Source organism: Marinomonas sp. A3A, assembly GCF_018336955.1.
GTDB classification, from domain to species: domain Bacteria; phylum Pseudomonadota; class Gammaproteobacteria; order Pseudomonadales; family Marinomonadaceae; genus Marinomonas; species Marinomonas lutimaris.
On the sequence record NZ_CP025532.1, the window covers coordinates 3,222,626 to 3,238,346 of the forward strand.

General features: G+C 42.5%; 18 protein-coding genes. 8 read left to right on the top strand and 10 right to left on the bottom strand.

Annotation, left to right across the window (positions count from 1 at the left end):
* Window positions 1-10: 10 nt before the first annotated feature.
* The 3 genes from CYL31_RS15035 to CYL31_RS15045 form a co-directional block, all read right to left on the bottom strand.
* Complete coding sequence (locus tag CYL31_RS15035; protein WP_212915996.1) at window positions 11-652, bottom strand: response regulator; 642 nt, start codon at window positions 650-652, stop codon at window positions 11-13.
* 123 nt (window positions 653-775) lie between these two features.
* Complete coding sequence (locus CYL31_RS15040) at window positions 776-1,630, bottom strand: replication protein P (protein ID WP_249411602.1); 855 nt, start codon at window positions 1,628-1,630, stop codon at window positions 776-778.
* A complete protein-coding gene (locus CYL31_RS15045) occupies window positions 1,539-2,345 on the bottom strand; it encodes a DnaT-like ssDNA-binding domain-containing protein (RefSeq protein ID WP_212915997.1) in 807 nt (268 codons plus the stop codon). The genes CYL31_RS15040 and CYL31_RS15045 overlap by 92 nt, the downstream gene beginning before the upstream one ends.
* Before the next feature lie 339 nt (window positions 2,346-2,684).
* Here CYL31_RS15045 and hpf point away from each other — a divergent pair, with 339 nt between their 5' ends.
* The 6 genes from hpf (at window position 2,685) to CYL31_RS15075 (ending at window position 5,270) form a co-directional block, all read left to right on the top strand.
* Window positions 2,685-3,002 carry a ribosome hibernation-promoting factor, HPF/YfiA family gene (gene hpf / locus CYL31_RS15050; protein WP_212915998.1) on the top strand — a complete coding sequence of 106 codons (318 nt, stop codon included), beginning with the start codon at window positions 2,685-2,687 and terminating at the stop codon, window positions 3,000-3,002.
* A 164-nt stretch (window positions 3,003-3,166) separates the two neighbouring features.
* Complete coding sequence (locus tag CYL31_RS15055) at window positions 3,167-3,820, top strand: Bax inhibitor-1/YccA family protein (protein WP_212915999.1); 654 nt, start codon at window positions 3,167-3,169, stop codon at window positions 3,818-3,820.
* Window positions 3,821-3,909: 89 nt separating this feature from the next.
* Complete coding sequence (gene tusD, locus CYL31_RS15060; protein ID WP_212916000.1) at window positions 3,910-4,302, top strand: sulfurtransferase complex subunit TusD; 393 nt, start codon at window positions 3,910-3,912, stop codon at window positions 4,300-4,302.
* Between the two features lie 4 nt (window positions 4,303-4,306).
* On the top strand, window positions 4,307-4,654 hold the full coding sequence (locus tag CYL31_RS15065) for a DsrE family protein (RefSeq protein ID WP_212916001.1): 348 nt from the start codon (window positions 4,307-4,309) through the stop codon (window positions 4,652-4,654).
* A gap of 2 nt (window positions 4,655-4,656) precedes the next feature.
* Window positions 4,657-4,944 carry a DsrH/TusB family sulfur metabolism protein gene (locus CYL31_RS15070; protein ID WP_212916002.1) on the top strand — a complete coding sequence of 96 codons (288 nt, stop codon included), beginning with the start codon at window positions 4,657-4,659 and terminating at the stop codon, window positions 4,942-4,944.
* A gap of 5 nt (window positions 4,945-4,949) precedes the next feature.
* Complete coding sequence (locus tag CYL31_RS15075) at window positions 4,950-5,270, top strand: TusE/DsrC/DsvC family sulfur relay protein (protein WP_212916003.1); 321 nt, start codon at window positions 4,950-4,952, stop codon at window positions 5,268-5,270.
* 74 nt (window positions 5,271-5,344) lie between these two features.
* Here the strand turns inward: CYL31_RS15075 and cobA are convergent, their stop codons facing one another.
* The 7 genes from cobA to CYL31_RS15110 form a co-directional block, all read right to left on the bottom strand.
* Window positions 5,345-6,088, bottom strand: a complete 744-nt coding sequence (gene cobA / locus CYL31_RS15080) for a uroporphyrinogen-III C-methyltransferase (RefSeq protein ID WP_212916004.1) — start codon at window positions 6,086-6,088, stop codon at window positions 5,345-5,347.
* Window positions 6,089-6,152: 64 nt separating this feature from the next.
* Window positions 6,153-7,454, bottom strand: a complete 1,302-nt coding sequence (gene serS / locus CYL31_RS15085) for a serine--tRNA ligase (RefSeq protein ID WP_212916005.1) — start codon at window positions 7,452-7,454, stop codon at window positions 6,153-6,155.
* 67 nt (window positions 7,455-7,521) lie between these two features.
* The gene (gene crcB, locus CYL31_RS15090) at window positions 7,522-7,893 is read right to left on the bottom strand and encodes a fluoride efflux transporter CrcB (protein ID WP_212916006.1); all 372 of its coding nucleotides are present in this window, start codon (window positions 7,891-7,893) and stop codon (window positions 7,522-7,524) included.
* The gene (locus tag CYL31_RS15095; RefSeq protein ID WP_212916007.1) at window positions 7,890-9,278 is read right to left on the bottom strand and encodes a replication-associated recombination protein A; all 1,389 of its coding nucleotides are present in this window, start codon (window positions 9,276-9,278) and stop codon (window positions 7,890-7,892) included. Before CYL31_RS15095 ends, crcB begins: the two co-directional genes overlap by 4 nt.
* Window positions 9,278-9,904 carry an outer membrane lipoprotein periplasmic chaperone LolA gene (gene lolA / locus CYL31_RS15100; protein WP_249411603.1) on the bottom strand — a complete coding sequence of 209 codons (627 nt, stop codon included), beginning with the start codon at window positions 9,902-9,904 and terminating at the stop codon, window positions 9,278-9,280. Before lolA ends, CYL31_RS15095 begins: the two co-directional genes overlap by 1 nt.
* A gap of 67 nt (window positions 9,905-9,971) precedes the next feature.
* Window positions 9,972-12,734, bottom strand: a complete 2,763-nt coding sequence (locus CYL31_RS15105) for a DNA translocase FtsK (RefSeq protein ID WP_502845432.1) — start codon at window positions 12,732-12,734, stop codon at window positions 9,972-9,974.
* A 162-nt stretch (window positions 12,735-12,896) separates the two neighbouring features.
* Window positions 12,897-13,805 carry a hypothetical protein gene (locus tag CYL31_RS15110; protein ID WP_212916008.1) on the bottom strand — a complete coding sequence of 303 codons (909 nt, stop codon included), beginning with the start codon at window positions 13,803-13,805 and terminating at the stop codon, window positions 12,897-12,899.
* Between the two features lie 546 nt (window positions 13,806-14,351).
* On the opposite strand from CYL31_RS15110, the gene aat reads away from it, so the two are divergent.
* Window positions 14,352-15,095 carry a leucyl/phenylalanyl-tRNA--protein transferase gene (gene aat, locus CYL31_RS15115; protein WP_212916009.1) on the top strand — a complete coding sequence of 248 codons (744 nt, stop codon included), beginning with the start codon at window positions 14,352-14,354 and terminating at the stop codon, window positions 15,093-15,095.
* A gap of 228 nt (window positions 15,096-15,323) precedes the next feature.
* Window positions 15,324-15,542 (top strand): translation initiation factor IF-1, encoded by a 219-nt coding sequence (infA, locus tag CYL31_RS15120; protein WP_012070936.1) that lies wholly within the window; start codon window positions 15,324-15,326, stop codon window positions 15,540-15,542.
* Window positions 15,543-15,721 lie beyond the last annotated feature (179 nt).

A 15,721-nucleotide genomic window follows, 5' to 3' on the forward strand; every position in this document is an offset into this window, starting at 1 on the left:
CGTTTTTCGCCTAGCCCATACCAAGCACATTGTAACGTACCGCTAAGTGAATCAGCTCGACATCGCTTTCAATGTTCAACTTTGTAAAAATACGAGTACGGTAAGTACTCACGGTTTTGGGGCTTACATTTAAGTGCTCGGCAATTTCGTTAGATTTTTTGCAATCCACGATCATTTGAGCCACTTGTAACTCTCTGTCTGACAACTGCCCCAATGGTGAACCTTGCCCATCGATTGAAAACTTAGACAACGCCATTTTCTGAGCAATGCTCTTGGAAATATAATGCTCGCCTTTCGACACCATTTGAATGGCTTCTAATAGCTCTGACGTGTTGGTACCTTTAGTCAGATAACCAGACGCGCCCGCTTCCAATAGTTTCACTGGGTATAAATTGTCATCCAGCGCAGACAAAGCAATGATCTTGGTTTTCGGCAAAATGCGCTTTATTTCTTTCGTTGCACCTAAACCGCCGATTCCCGGCATATGCACGTCCATCAAAATGATATCAGGCAATAATATCTTGGACTGAATAATGGCCTCTTCGCCGCTGTGCACAACACCTACTACCTCAACACCTTTTACATCCTGTAATACACGACTAATACCTTGGCTAACCACGTCATGGTCGTCAACAATCAATACTTTTAACATAACAACCTCACCAAAACTTTCCTACGCATCGTGTCGATTTCTATCGTACCCAGAATGAAATCGCGCCTACAGCATCCTGCTAATAAAAAATTATGTTATATAACAAATAGAAGAAACGCACCGTTATTCTGGCAGTTTTTCTTTATATCCCATTTCTAAAAGCTTTTTTTGACTAATTTCGCGATAACGAGCTCGCACGCCAGACCCATGTGTTTTTTGGGTGTAATAGAGTAAAGGCGCAATCTGCTCTTCATCTACAGATAGATCACTAGCAATTTTACTAGACAAATCTTTCACACTGAGCGTTTGCTTGTCTTCGATCATAATGACTTTGGGGATCACTAAGCGCTCGCCAGCAATCACTCGATCAACGATTTTCAAATAACTTTGCTCAAACAAAGGCCAAGTTACTCGTTCTTCTTCGGACTTTAATTTGTACCAACCCGCCTGAGAGCCTGCAAAAAATACCGCATTATGACTCCATTTATATTGCAAAGGATCGGTTCGGCAAGTACAGGCTTCAAGATACGCTGCACGTGGATCAGGTAAACCATAAGCTTTATATGCGGTATTAATCAGCTTCAAAAAGTCGGCAATGGTTGGCGGCCATGTGTGCTCTTCTTTCGTACGCTCTACAGCGTAAGCCAACAACGGCTCTTGGAAGCCTTTCAGTGCAATCGCCCATTCGCGCTTAGCTAGCTTAACCTCATCCGTTGTGCTGTAAGCAGAGGCGAATTTATGAGTGTAAATGGCTTTAAAACGGGCGAACAGCATATTAACCAAAATACGTGTTTGCTGCTCAGCCTCTGTTGGGCCCGATTCGCGACTCGTATTACCAGCGTTAGCATATCCCGAGTTATTGTACCCAGGATTGCCAGAACCATACTCACCAGTCTGTGTCGTGGATGTTGTTGAGGGCGTCGCTAACCTGCTCTCTAGAGGTTTTATTAAATTTTGTACTGCCTGAGGTTCCTTCATATGAAGACCTATCCGATTGTTTGTATTGCCACTGACGTTTTACGTATTTAAAAAATTCACTGTTCCAAGTTCTGACGTTTTTCCGCTGCTCTTTGATTCTAAGCAAAAACTCAGTTTGCAAAGACAAAGCGAATTCACGGGCTATGCCAGCTTGGCCAATTTGCTCTAACGTCGCTTCTTCAGGTTGCCACTGATCTGGTTGTCGAGCTCGCTCTTTTTGCTCCAGATACAAGTCAAAATCCGTGATACCGCGACGATCATTTACTACTGGCGGTGATGGTGCTTCGTATTGTCGAACAGGTTGCTTCGCAGGATAACTTTTAGGCTGCGGTGTAAATTCTTCGGTTTTCTCCCGAGACGCTTTGTGCAACCGATCCATTTTGCTCATCAAGGAATCGTCTTTAGAAGACGCTTCTGCAGCTGGCTTAATGGTTTGCGCCGCTTTTTGAGATGATGCTAAATGAACCTCAAGTATTTCTTCTTGTCGCTGAAAGCTCAATAGTTGGCTAATTTGTAAATTCGCCAACAATCGCATCAACATAGGCACTGTCCAAAACGGCAACTGAACACTAAGTCGGCTCATTTCAACACGTAAAGCATTGGAGCCAACGAGATAAGCCTGCTGCTTCAAAAAGGTCAATAATACGGTTTCTTCTAACCCGATCTGGGCTGCCATTGAAAATGATATCGGTAATGAATAGTCGTTATCCAACATAAATCTCGCTTCACACATTTAGCATGACAGTCTATCAAAAGCCGTTCCCATTAGCACGAGAACCTTAAAGTAACCTTACTATCGGTACAGAATGACGTTCGCTATTCCCACTGACCATTAGACTTTAGCAATATAGGGATTTTATTCGCTAACAAAACAACTGTTAAGCAATTTTGACAGAGCTAAATAACACTCCTATGCTCAAGTTACGACAATGCTTTTTTATTCGATTCTTTAGTAAGTAAAAACGAAAGAGTAATGACAGATCCATAATAGTCAGCTTAATAAAGAGTATTTTGTATTGTCGGTTCCGCAAACATCCCTCAGGAGGAAAGTAGTATGCACACTACCAAAATTTCTGGACACCATATCGATGTAACCCCTGCAATAAAAGACCATATCAACGAAAAGCTCAGCAAAATATCAAAGCTGACAGACCAAATAACGTCAGTCAACGTCACCTTACTAAAGGATAGCAAGAGCCAAAAAGCGGAAGCAAGAGTACATATTCCAGGCAAAGAAATATTTGCCACAGCCTCCTCTGAAGACAGATTATTTCACGCGATTGATGACATGGTCGATAAATTAGCCAAGCAAATAGATAAACACAAAACCAAACAATCCAGTGCCCATCACAAATCCGTGACGACACACTAGTTACTTAAAACCGCTTAACAGTCCCTTACTTATTTCGAAAAACACTGCGATTCTGCGGTGTTTTTCTGTATTTATTGCCTAGATAAACAATCTAGCTTGAAGTTTGGAACTTTCAGCCGCATATTAAGTCTATTGATAGTCTTAAACCTTAAAGGAGTAATCTCATGCGTTACACAGAAGCCCTTTCGACACATTCGTCACAAGCGGCAAACAAAACGCTCCGCAATACTTACGGACTGTTGTCGCTTACCCTATTGTTCAGCGCCTTCACTGCGGGCATGAGCATGGCTTTCAACTTACCCCATCCTGGCCTAATTATTACACTAGTAGGCTTTTATGGTTTACTTTTCCTAACACACAAATTTAAAAATAGCTCTGCAGGTCTTCTTTGTGTGTTTGCGTTAACTGGATTTATGGGCATTACCCTTGGGCCTATATTAAGCATGTATATGAATATGCCTGGTGGCGGTAGCTTAATCATGAGCGCATTAGGCATCACAGGCCTATCCTTCCTAGGCCTATCTGCTTATGCACTAGTTTCAAAGAAAGACTTCAGCTTCCTTAACGGATTCATCACTGTTGGTTTCTTTGTACTATTGTTCGCTGTGATTGCTGGTATTTTCATCAAAATGCCTGCATTGCAAATTTTCATCTCTGCTGGTTTTGCGCTTTTCTCTGCGGCGGTTATTTTGCTGCAAACGAGCCAAATCGTACGTGGTGGTGAAACCAACTACATAGTTGCAACAGTGACTCTGTATGTTTCCCTATACAACATGTTTCTAAGCGTATTGTCTCTTCTTGGTATGTCTCGCGATTAATCATCCGTTACAATCAACACGAAAAGGCCGCTGACTGCGGCCTTTTTTATGTGTAAAATTTGCCACATCTCTTACCAAGGTTATTTTTGATGCAATACACTCTGCTCATTACAGGCTCTCCATATCAAAGCAAGGCTTGCCACACAGCTCTGCGCTTTATCCGTGCCGCTCTAAATAAACACCCTGACAGCATCAAGGGCGTATTTTTTTATGAGAATGCTGTGCTTATTGGCAACCAAACAGCACAGCCGCCAAGAGATGAAATCAACTTAACTAAAGCTTGGCAAGAAATAGCAGAGCAACACAGCATCCCTTTGTATTTGTGTATTGCAGCAGCGGTAAGACGCGGCGTCATTAACGAAAGTGAAAGCCGTCGCTATGAGTTAGAACAACACACGCTTGCTGAGCACTTTCAACTTGAAGGTTTGGGAACTCTTGTTGATCTAATGAACACCACAAACAAAGTCATTCAGTTTAGGTAATCTTATGAAATACACACTAATTCACCTAAACTCCAGCCCCTATTCCAGCTTAGCTTGCAAGGAAGGTTTAGATCTTGCTCTGGTTCTGGCGACTTTTGAGCAACCTGTGGACTTATGTCTATCTGGGGCAGCACTCGCACTTTTGACCGACAATCAAGCTCCAACAGCAGAGCAAGGCAAAAACCTACACAAGCTGCTCGCTGGGCTAGAGTTTTACGATATTGAAAACATCTACATAGAAAAGAACCGCTCTTGGCTTGAAGACAACCCAACATGGCAAGGCGTTCAGGCACTCAGTCATGACGAGTGGCAGACAATGTTTTCACAATACCAACAAGTTTTTCGGTTTTAATTATGCGACTTCACCAAATAAATCAACTCGATTACCCAACAACACTAGAAACAACGTGGCAAAATAGCGTGCAAACTGGCGACCAAATACTGCTGATTGAAGAAGGCTTTTTAAGACTGATTCAGCACGCCAACACAATGCAAACGCTGGCCAAAGAAAAGCACGCCGAAATCTATTATCGACAAAGCGACGCAAGGGCTTATGGCTTATCACCACAATTAGGCACAGCCCTCTCAGAAGAAGAATGGGTCGATTTAACCTTTACTGCGGAAGCAAACATTAGTTGGTAATCAATATGACAAACAACACAGCAGTTCTAGACGAAGAAGGTTACTTGCTCAACCTACAAGATTGGACACCAGAGCTTGCCAATCAACTGGCGAAAGACGTTGAAATCGAGCTAAGCGATGCTCATTGGGAAATTATTTATTTATTGCGCGACTTCTATGAAGAATTTGAAGTCTCTCCCGCTATGCGTCCATTAGTAAAAGCCGTATCAAAAAAACTAGGCGCAGAAAAAGGACGCAGCATTTATTTAATGACACTCTTCCCCGGCAGCCCACCTAAGTTAGCCGCAAAAATTGCTGGCCTGCCAAAACCGGCAAATTGCTTGTAACATTCAAGATCTTAAAGAGACAAAAAAAAGCGGAGCCATTTAAGCTCCGCTTTTATTCAAACGCCTTAAGCAATTTAGTACTTTCCGTACCACTCTAATTTCTTCTGCAAAGTCACCACCTCACCAATTATCAATAACGCAGGGGATTTCGCTTCGTTCACCATGGACACTTCATAGACATCTTGAATAGTAGAAGTAAAAACGCGTTGCTCGTTGGTTGTGCCTTTTTCAACAATCGCCACTGGCATAGAGGGACTCATACCAAAGCGAATCAACGACTGAGATATGTCTTTAAGACCCGTTAACCCCATATAAATCACTAAAGTTTGCGCTGGATGCACCAACTCTTCCCAAGGTAATTCTGTTGTGCCATCTTTCAAATGACCAGTTAAGAATCGAACCGACTGAGCGTAATCACGATGCGTTAACGGAATCCCTGCATAAGCTGCACAACCTGCGGCTGCAGTCACACCCGGAACCACTTCAAAAGGCACGCCCTCTTCAATCAACTCTTCAAGTTCTTCACCACCGCGCCCGAAGATAAAAGGATCGCCGCCTTTTAAACGCACCACCATGTGACCTTCTTTGGCCTTGGCAGCGAGCAGACTGTTAATCTCTTCTTGTGGAAGGCTATGCAAAGACTTGGCTTTACCCACGTACATTTTTTCTGCCGACTCTGGAATGAGATCAATAATCTCTTTGCCAACTAAGCGATCGTACAAAACCACATCGGCCATTTTTAATAAACGATATGCTTTTAACGTCAACAACTCTGGATCACCTGGACCCGCACCAATCAAATAGACCTTGCCCGTCATAACTTCCAATATCCATTCATACAAAAAAAGCCTCCGTTGAGGCTTTTTTATTAGAAAATTTAGCTTACGCTTTTTTCAATACGGTCTTGCCACCCATATAAGGTACCAATACATCAGGAACTCGCACACTACCATCAGCATTTTGATAGTTTTCAAGTACAGCAACTAACGTACGACCTACAGCCAAACCAGAACCATTCAAGGTGTGTGCCAATTCAGGACGACCTGTTTCTGGGTTACGCCAGCGCGCTTGCATGCGACGAGCTTGGAAGTCCCACATGTTAGAGCAAGAAGAAATCTCACGGTATTTACCTTGACCCGGCAACCATACTTCAATGTCGTAAGTTTTGTGTGCAGAGAAACCAAGATCGCCACCACACAAGATCACCGTACGGTATGGAAGCTCCAGTTTCTGCAAAATAACTTCTGCGTGACCAACCAACTCTTCAAGCACTTGCTCAGAAATATCTGGACGACAAACATGTACTAACTCAACTTTTTCAAACTGATGCTGACGAATCATGCCGCGAGTATCACGACCATAACTACCTGCTTCGCTGCGGAAACAAGGTGTATGAGCGACAAATTTCTTGTGCAAATCTGCGTCATTTAAAATTTCATCGCGTACCAAGTTTGTTACAGGCACTTCTGCTGTTGGGATCAAATACAGGTCATTGTTTCCGCTGTCTTTATCTACTGGCACTTTAAACAAATCTGCTTCGAACTTAGGTAGCTGACCCGTTCCTTTTAGGGAATGAGCGTTTACCAAGTAAGGCACATACACTTCTGTGTAACCATGCAAATCAGCATGAGTGTTGATCATAAATTGAGTCAAAGCACGGTGTAAACGCGCTAAATCAGAATGCATAACAGCAAAACGAGAACCAGTAATTTTTACCGCGGCTTCGAAGTCCAGCATTTCCATCGCTTCGCCAAGATCCACATGATCTTTTGGCTCATAGTCGAATTGCTTAGGTGTTCCCCAACGACGAACTTCAATGTTGTCGTCTTCAGTCTTACCTTCTGGAACAGAAGCATGAGGCAGGTTTGGAATGCCTTCTAACAAGCTTTCCAATTCTTCTTGAACTTGTGTCAGCTGTGTTTTAGCCGCTTCTAGATCATCGCCTAGGGTTGCCGTTTGTGCTTTTAGCTCAGCCGCTTTGTCTTTATCGCCAGACTTCATCGCCTGACCAATTTCTTTGGACACTGAATTTCGGGCTTGTTGCAGCTGCTCGGTTTCTACTTGAATGGCTTTACGACGCTCTTCTAAGGAAGAAAATGTCGCCACATCCAACTCGTAGCCTTTCTTTTTAAGTTGAGCCGCAATGGCTTCCGGGTCAGCGCGTAATGCTTTAATGTCTAACATCTGGGCAACAATATCCTTCAATCAGTGTGTATAAATAAATTAGGGTGTCTTCAAACAATAACAGGGATCAAAAAAAACGAGTAACGGCCATACCGACTGCTAAACCAGCAATCCCCAAAACACAGCTCAATAATAAATAGCTTACTGCACTTAGCCAAGCCTGCATGTTAATAAGAGAGACAATTTCCAACGAAAAAGTGGAAAAAGTGGTAAATGCCCCTAAAAAACCCACCATAACCAGAGGTCGATAAGGCTCAAGGGATGGCATGCGCTCGCTTATCACTACAAACGCCACGCCCATCAACACACAGCCTAGAACATTAATCACCATAGTCGCAAAGGGAAAATGATGATTCCAGTAGGTATTAATCCATTTTGTCATGCCGTAACGACTCAGTGCACCAAACGCGCCACCAATGGCAATCATAAAATACATCATTCTTCATCCCCTTGAGATAAGCCTTGAGGCTGGTAAAAAGAGTCATAACGCTGTAACGGGCTTTGATTATCCAAATCAGACAACCAGGCCAGCTTGTCATTGATTTTTTTCTCTAGGCCGCGACCTGTCGGCTGATAGTAACGCATATCGGCCAATTCTTCTGGCATATAGTTTTCACCGGCGGCATAAGCATGCTCTTCATTGTGAGCATAGCGATACTCATCGCCGTGCCCCATGCTTTTCGCCAAAGAGGTTGGTGCATTACGCAAATGTACAGGCACTTCATAACTAGGTTGCGCCGCGACATCAGACATTGCTTGATTAAAGGCTTTATAAACGGCATTACTCTTAGGTGCGCACGCCATGTAGACGGCTGCCTGCGCAATAGCACGATTCCCCTCACTCGGACCAACGCGCTCAAAAACATCCCAAGCGTTTAAGCCAATCTGCAAGGCTCGCGGATCCGCATTACCAATATCTTCCGATGCGATAGCCAGCAAGCGACGAGCGATGTACAAAGGATCACAGCCGCCATCCAGCATTCGCGCCATCCAGTACAAGGCACCATCAGGCGATGAACCACGAACAGATTTATGAAACGCTGAGATTTGGTCGTAAAACACATCGCCTTTACGATCAAAGCGACGAACACTACCGCCTAAGACATCCTCCAACTGCTCTTGCGTCACCTTACTTCCCGGCTCCACAAGATCGGATAATATTTCTAAGAAATTAAGGCCTCGACGAATATCACCATCAGCCGCTTGAGCCAATACAGATAAAAAGTAATCGTCTATTTGAAAGCCACTTTCTTGAGAGTAAGCTGCAATGCCTTTTTCGTGATTTCCTAAAGCTCGCATAAGAACAAGCTTTACCTCATCTACACTCGGCGTTTTCAAACGATAAACGCGTGCTCTCGACAGCAAAGCAGAATTCAATTCAAAGGCAGGGTTTTCTGTGGTTGCACCGATAAACAAAAAGGTACCATCTTCAATGAAAGGCAAAAAAGCGTCTTGCTGCGATTTATTGAAACGATGCACTTCATCAACAAATAGAACGGTCTGAGTACCGTTCATCGCGCGCAATTGTTTTGCTTGATCTACTGCCGCACGAATCTCTTTAACGCCAGACATGACAGCTGAGATTTCAATAAACTGGGCATCTAGCGCATGAGATAGAAGCTGAGCGAAAGTAGTCTTCCCAACTCCCGGAGGCCCCCAAAGAATAAAAGAATGGCAGTGGCCTGTTTCTACCATTCTACGTAACGGCTTTCCCGGACCAACCAAGTGCGACTGCCCAATATAATCATCAAGACTAGCGGGCCGCATTCTGGCTGCAAGAGGCTGATACCCTCCTGTTGGTATGTCCGAAAAAAGATCCTTCATTACTGACCTTCTTCGATCACATCCACGTTAGCTGGCAAGTCTAAAATAAAATTTTCTTTCGCCACGCCTTCATGCGTCTCAACATTTTTAAATTCAATCACCGTCGTTTGCCCTAGCGCATCTAAGATACTCATCGCGCTAATAACTTTATCGCGGAAAGACAGAGTCAATGTTTGAAATAAGTCCTGATCTTCTTTCGGCGCTAAACGGAACTTTTCGCTGCCCAGTGTCGTGACATTATAGTGTGGAAGCACTTCTGCTGCTGGCTGACCTAGTAGTGCTGCTGGGGAATTCCCTACCGCACCAGACAAAGGTTTTTTCGTCGCTTGCTCTAAATCCACATCCCAGACGGTAATATATTTACCATCAGAGATAATACGTTGTGCAAAAGGCGTCACACTATCCCAAACAAATTGATTAGGCTTCGCAAGAAGAAAAACACCTTCACTTACTTGCAGCTGCTTACCTTTTTCGTCATAAGTCACCTGACGAAATTCGCCTTCAATATTGCGGTTCAATTCTAACAAACTTTCTATCGAGCTGGTCGCATCAGCGGCCTGCACCATCGCTGTTTGAAAAACGGTTACAATTGTAAGCATAGCCATAGTGACTAATTTATTTAACAAAATGTATCTCCAAAAAAAACATTAAAAATAAGAGCTCCGAAAACAAGAACTCTCGAACTATCATTTTTTATTCTGGAATCAAAATATCACGCTGCCCGTTGGTTCCCATAGGGCCAACCAGACCTGCAGCCTCCATTGATTCAACCAAGTTAGCCGCCCTGTTGTAACCTATTTTTAATCGACGCTGAATAGAGGAGATCGAAGCTTTACGTGTTTCAATGACAATTTTCACAGCTTCATCATAAAGTGCATCTTTATCTTCTCCACCACCATCCGTCATTAGATCTTCAGGATTAACAACAACATCTTGAATATAATCTGGCTCGCCCCGCTGTTTCCACTCTTCTACCACCGCATGCACTTCTTCATCTGACACAAAAGCACCATGCACACGAATTGGCGTTGGTAAACCCGCTGGTAGATACAACATATCCCCCATACCCAAAAGTTGATCGGCGCCGCCTTGATCAAGAATGGTTCGCGAGTCAATTTTCGAGGAAACCTGAAACGCCATACGAGTTGGAATGTTTGCTTTGATTAAGCCGGTAATAACGTCCACAGAAGGTCGTTGCGTAGCTAGAATTAAGTGAATTCCTGCCGCACGCGCTTTTTGTGCGATACGAGCGATCAGCTCTTCCACTTTTTTACCAACAATCATCATCATGTCAGCAAATTCGTCGACTATGATAACAATATAAGGCAAAGGCTCTAAATACGGCACAGTACGAGCAACACCATCTTCCGAGAACATAGCCATTTCAGGTTGCCATAATGGATCTTGAATTGGCTTACCCGCATCAATAGCATCACGTACTTTTTTGTTGTAACCCGCGATGTTACGCACACCTAGTTTCGACATCAGCTTATAGCGGCGCTCCATTTCATCGACCGACCAACGCAAACCATTGGCAGCATCTTTCATATCGGTAATAACCGGCGTCAAAAGATGCGGAATACCTTCATAAATCGACAGTTCAAGCATTTTGGGGTCGACCATGATCATACGCACTTCATCGGGCGTCGATTTCAGCAACATACTTAAAATCATGGCATTAACACCAACAGACTTACCCGAGCCCGTCGTACCAGCCACCAACACGTGAGGCATTTTTGCTAAATCAACAACAACAGGTTCACCTGAAATATCATGACCAAGCGATAAAGTTAGTGGCGAAGACGATCTATCGTAGGCATCGCAATTAATCACTTCAGAAAAATACACGGTGTCACGAACCTGATTAGGAATCTCGATCCCGATAGTGGATTTACCGGCAATAACTTCGACCACTCGCACACTCATTACACTCAAAGAACGTGCAAGATCTTTGGCCAAATTGGTAATTCGAGAGACTTTAACACCTGGCGCGGGTTGAATTTCAAAACGGGTAATAACAGGACCAGGATTCACTTCGACCACATCCGCTTTTACGCCAAAGTCCTGAAGGCGTTGCTCCAACAATTCAGATAATGCCAACAGTTCATCTTCCGAATAACCGCCCTGCTTTGGTTTTGGTTTAGTAAGAACAGAGCGATCCGGTAAAGAGTAAGCTTCAATCTTTTTATTACTATCTACTTCATCTGCATAAGGACCACTAAGCGAATCCAGCTGTTTAGCTTCTGACAAAGTACGAAATGCAGGTTTATGAGCAGGAGGAATAGTTGAAGGCTGTTTGTCATTATTAAACAGCATGGCATCAGCCTGCTCTCTAGAAATGCTCGAAGGAGCAATATCTTGTTCGTCCTCCCATTCAACAGGTTTGGCAGCTACAGTTTGCTTAGGTTGTGCAACCCTTTCTTTTGCTATGTCATCTCGTTGTGCTGACCAAGACTCTTCAATATAGAGAGTATCACCAAAATTGACGTCTTTATCATCAAAGGATAAACCACCAACAGACAGATCATCTAAACCACCGAACTCAGGCTCGCTGTGAGAAGTCGATGAATCAAAGGAGGCTTCATCCGCTTTCGCAGACTTAGATTTTGAAAACAGCGAAGACAAACTAAACTTGGATTTTTTACCTTCCTCTTGAGAAGAGTCTTCGCTTATAGAATCCTCAAATAAAACATTCGTTTTGGACTTACTTTTAGTCGCAGGTTCAACTTTCGTCGGCTCACTTGCTGCCTTTCGTCTCTTTCTAACTATTGCAGGCTCTTCGGCTTCGTCATCAATACCTAGAAGTTCAGCTGCGTCGGCTTTCTTATTGGCCTTTGCTTCACGACTATCAGCCCATTTTTGACGTACATACATGGTGAAAGTGTAAACCCTTTCACCTAAACGATCCATTAAACCCAACCAATGCACTTGCGACAATAAGGTAAAAGCCAAAACCACTAAGGCTAAACTGACCAAGGTTGCACCGTCATAGCCAATAAAACTATATAACAAGACGCCAAGACCACGCCCTAGGATGCCGCCCGCCCCATACTGAAGTGAAGGATCACCAACCGTATGCAAAAAGCACAACACAGAACCAAATGATAAATATAAGATGCTACCGATAGTACATAACAAAGCATTATTAAGAGGCAATAAAGAATGAGGGTTACGCCATATAATGATAGCGACCCAGAAAAACAGAAGGGGTAAAGAATAAAACAAAGATCCAAAAAAACCAGACACCAAATCGGCTAAAATAGCACCAATTGGGCCCATAGAGTTTTGAGTGGCAGCACCGCTACCAGAATAAAACCAACCAGCATCATCCGGGTTATAGGTATAGGTCGCCAAACCAAAAAAGAATAAAAATAACAAAGCTGCAATAAACGCCGCCTGCTTGGCAAACATATCCCAAATTGGTGATCGTACCGACTCACTCATTTTTTCTGACAAAACGCGCCTTCCTATCTTATGCTAATCAAAACAAAACATGCCCCATATAACGGAGTCATAAGTTCGCTAAGCTTACCATAAAAAAAGCCAGCCCAAAGGGCTGGCTTTCGCTTTAACTAGTAAAGATATCCTCTTTTTCAAAGAATGCCTTTAGAGAAAGTCTTAGAAAGAAACTTTAGCACCAACTACAGAGTAGTCAGAATCATCTGCTTCGTAAGCCAAGTAAGAAGCATAGTAGGTAACATCGCCAGCAGTGTAGTATACAGTAGCCTCAGTAATACCTTTATCCTCTAGATCTACAGCGTTACCAGTTGTTGTATCAAGCTCTTCACCACCTTCAGTATAATACTGAACAGCAAGTGACAATTGCTCAGACAAAGCAACATCAAGACCAATACCTGTATTCAAAATATCTAGATCATTTTGAGTACCAGCCTGAACAAAAGTAGTTAGTGTAGCCATACCTAATGGAGCACTAACACCAACAGTAAGGATTTTACCTTCTTTAGCATCGTCACTGGTCATTTTATAACCACCAGATACACCAAGCGTCAAACCACTAAACTCTGTTTTATAAGAGGCAGACAATGTACCCATATTGTCATTTTCTTTAGATTCAACAGCAATAGTTAGACTATCGTTTACAGCGTAACGAACACCCAGTTTGTTACCAAGAACATACTTAGCATCATCATTATCTTCTTCAACACCAGCGCTGAAAGCAGCTTTGTCAATCAAAGAACCATCGAAGTCACCGAATTGCACTGCGCCTTGTTTAACATAAATAGCATCTAAACTAAAAGTTGTATCTTCATTTGGATCATTCTCGGTAGTACCACTACCTTTTTTATTTGAAGAACCCTCCATATCAACTTTAAAGTAAACCAGACCAGTATCACCAATGATATTTACTTCACCACGAGAAGCAGACTGATCTTGGCCAGTTTGGTTCCACTGATATTCTAGACCAGCAGTACCTGTAAAAACTGTCTCAGCAGCAAAAGTAGCAGTAGAAACAGCAGCCGCAACAGCAGATACTGCAAACACAGAAGCAAGTTTAATCGCTTTCATTCAAGATTCCCCTTTATATTATATTATATGGTCTTGTAGACCTATCGATCGATTTTCATTTCACCAAGAAACGTTGTTAAATCAACGATTCGTGTATCTTAAAACCTATCAGTTTCACTTTCATGACAGTTATCAAAAAAGCAAAATATCTTGTAGTTCCGAATACCGCATTCGACTTATCTTTTCGAATTACCGCTTAGGACTGCATCGATTAAAACCAAGTTTCCCATTACGGGTCAAGCACTCCTTGCACTTTTTTTCTTTTTTTTTTCATTTTGCACCCTTTTTAGGACAAAAAACACCCAACAAGAACCCAAAACTACATTTTTTTTAAGCTATTCATGCACATTAAAGTGAAATAAGAATAACATTGTGTCAACAAGTCGCAAGTGGAATGTTTTTTCTTCCTTAATTTCACTTATCGGTTAATAGTTTTTTTCCTTTAGTTTTTTTATAAAAAACACTTGAAGATAGTTTTTAAGATGAAAAAAACTATAATCAATAAATAGAAACGATCTGTAAAAAAACTAGGAATACAATCACCTCATGTCAGCTTCCGCTAACGATGAAAATCACGAACTCATATTACTTTCAGAATCACCATACGACACACCTGACCCAAGTAAGGCGCTAGAGGATCCGGAAGGTTTATCAGCTATTGGCGGAGATCTTTCTTCAACACGGTTACTTCACCTCTACAGCAAAGGTTTTTTTCCTTGGTTTAGTGACCCAGATCCTATTTTGTGGTGGCACCCTGAACAAAGGTGCGTGTTAACACCTAGCCATTTTCACGCATCAAAATCACTTCAAAAAGCCATCAAGAAAGGCAATTGGTCTTTTTCAATCAATAAAGAGTTTGAGTCTGTGATAGGCTATTGCTCTGCACTAAGAGCTGACAAGGAAGGCACTTGGATATCGAAAGACATTAAAAATGCTTATACAAAGCTACATAAATTAGGTTACGCGCATTCCATTGAAATATGGCTAGACAACAAACTTGTCGGCGGTTTTTATGGTGTAGCGATGGGGAATATGTTTTTTGGTGAGTCGATGTTTTCACTCGTGCCAAATGCTTCCAAAATAGCCCTAAAAACATTCTGCGAACTAGCCAAAAACTGTGGAATTGAATTGATAGACTGCCAAGTAGAATCCGATCATTTGTTATCACTAGGCGCAAAAAAACTACCAAGAAAAGATTTTTGCAACATCTTAGAGCTACTCATTCTAAGTATAAAAAAGAACTCAGTTCTCATAAATATTGGCAAAAAAGCTGAAAAACAACCTATTTAAGCTAAAAATAGACGTAATGAAAACGTAACTAGGTTTGCCTTACGCTGCGTTTTTAGGCAAAATACGCTCGATCAAAATTCAGGCGTCGCTAAATACACAATCATGATTAAGCTATTTAGCGCTCAATTGACCAAAGAGGGACATCTTCCCTCTTCGTCTGCAGACCTCCTCTTAGGTATGGTCGGCGTCTACTAAATAATAGTAAGTTAACACCATAGGACACATATTGTGGCAAAAGAAGAAGGCTTAGAAATGGAGGGCACTATCATTGATACGTTGCCTAATACCATGTTCCGTGTCGAATTAGAAAACGGACACGTAGTAATTGCACATATCTCTGGTAAAATGCGTAAAAATTACATCCGCATTTTGACTGGCGACAAGGTAAAAGTTGAGTTAACACCTTACGATCTTTCAAAAGGTCGTATCGTTTACCGCGCCCGTTAATTTAAGCAACCCATAACTGGGCAGTTTAAATAGATGACATAAAAAAACCGGACATTGTCCGGTTTTTTTATGTCGCTAATACCTGTAGGTCGGCCTTTAGGCCGTCAAAAGACCGATAACACTAAACCAAAAACCTTGACGCGCTAAAGCACGACCTACAAGATCGACGGAGTTCGTTT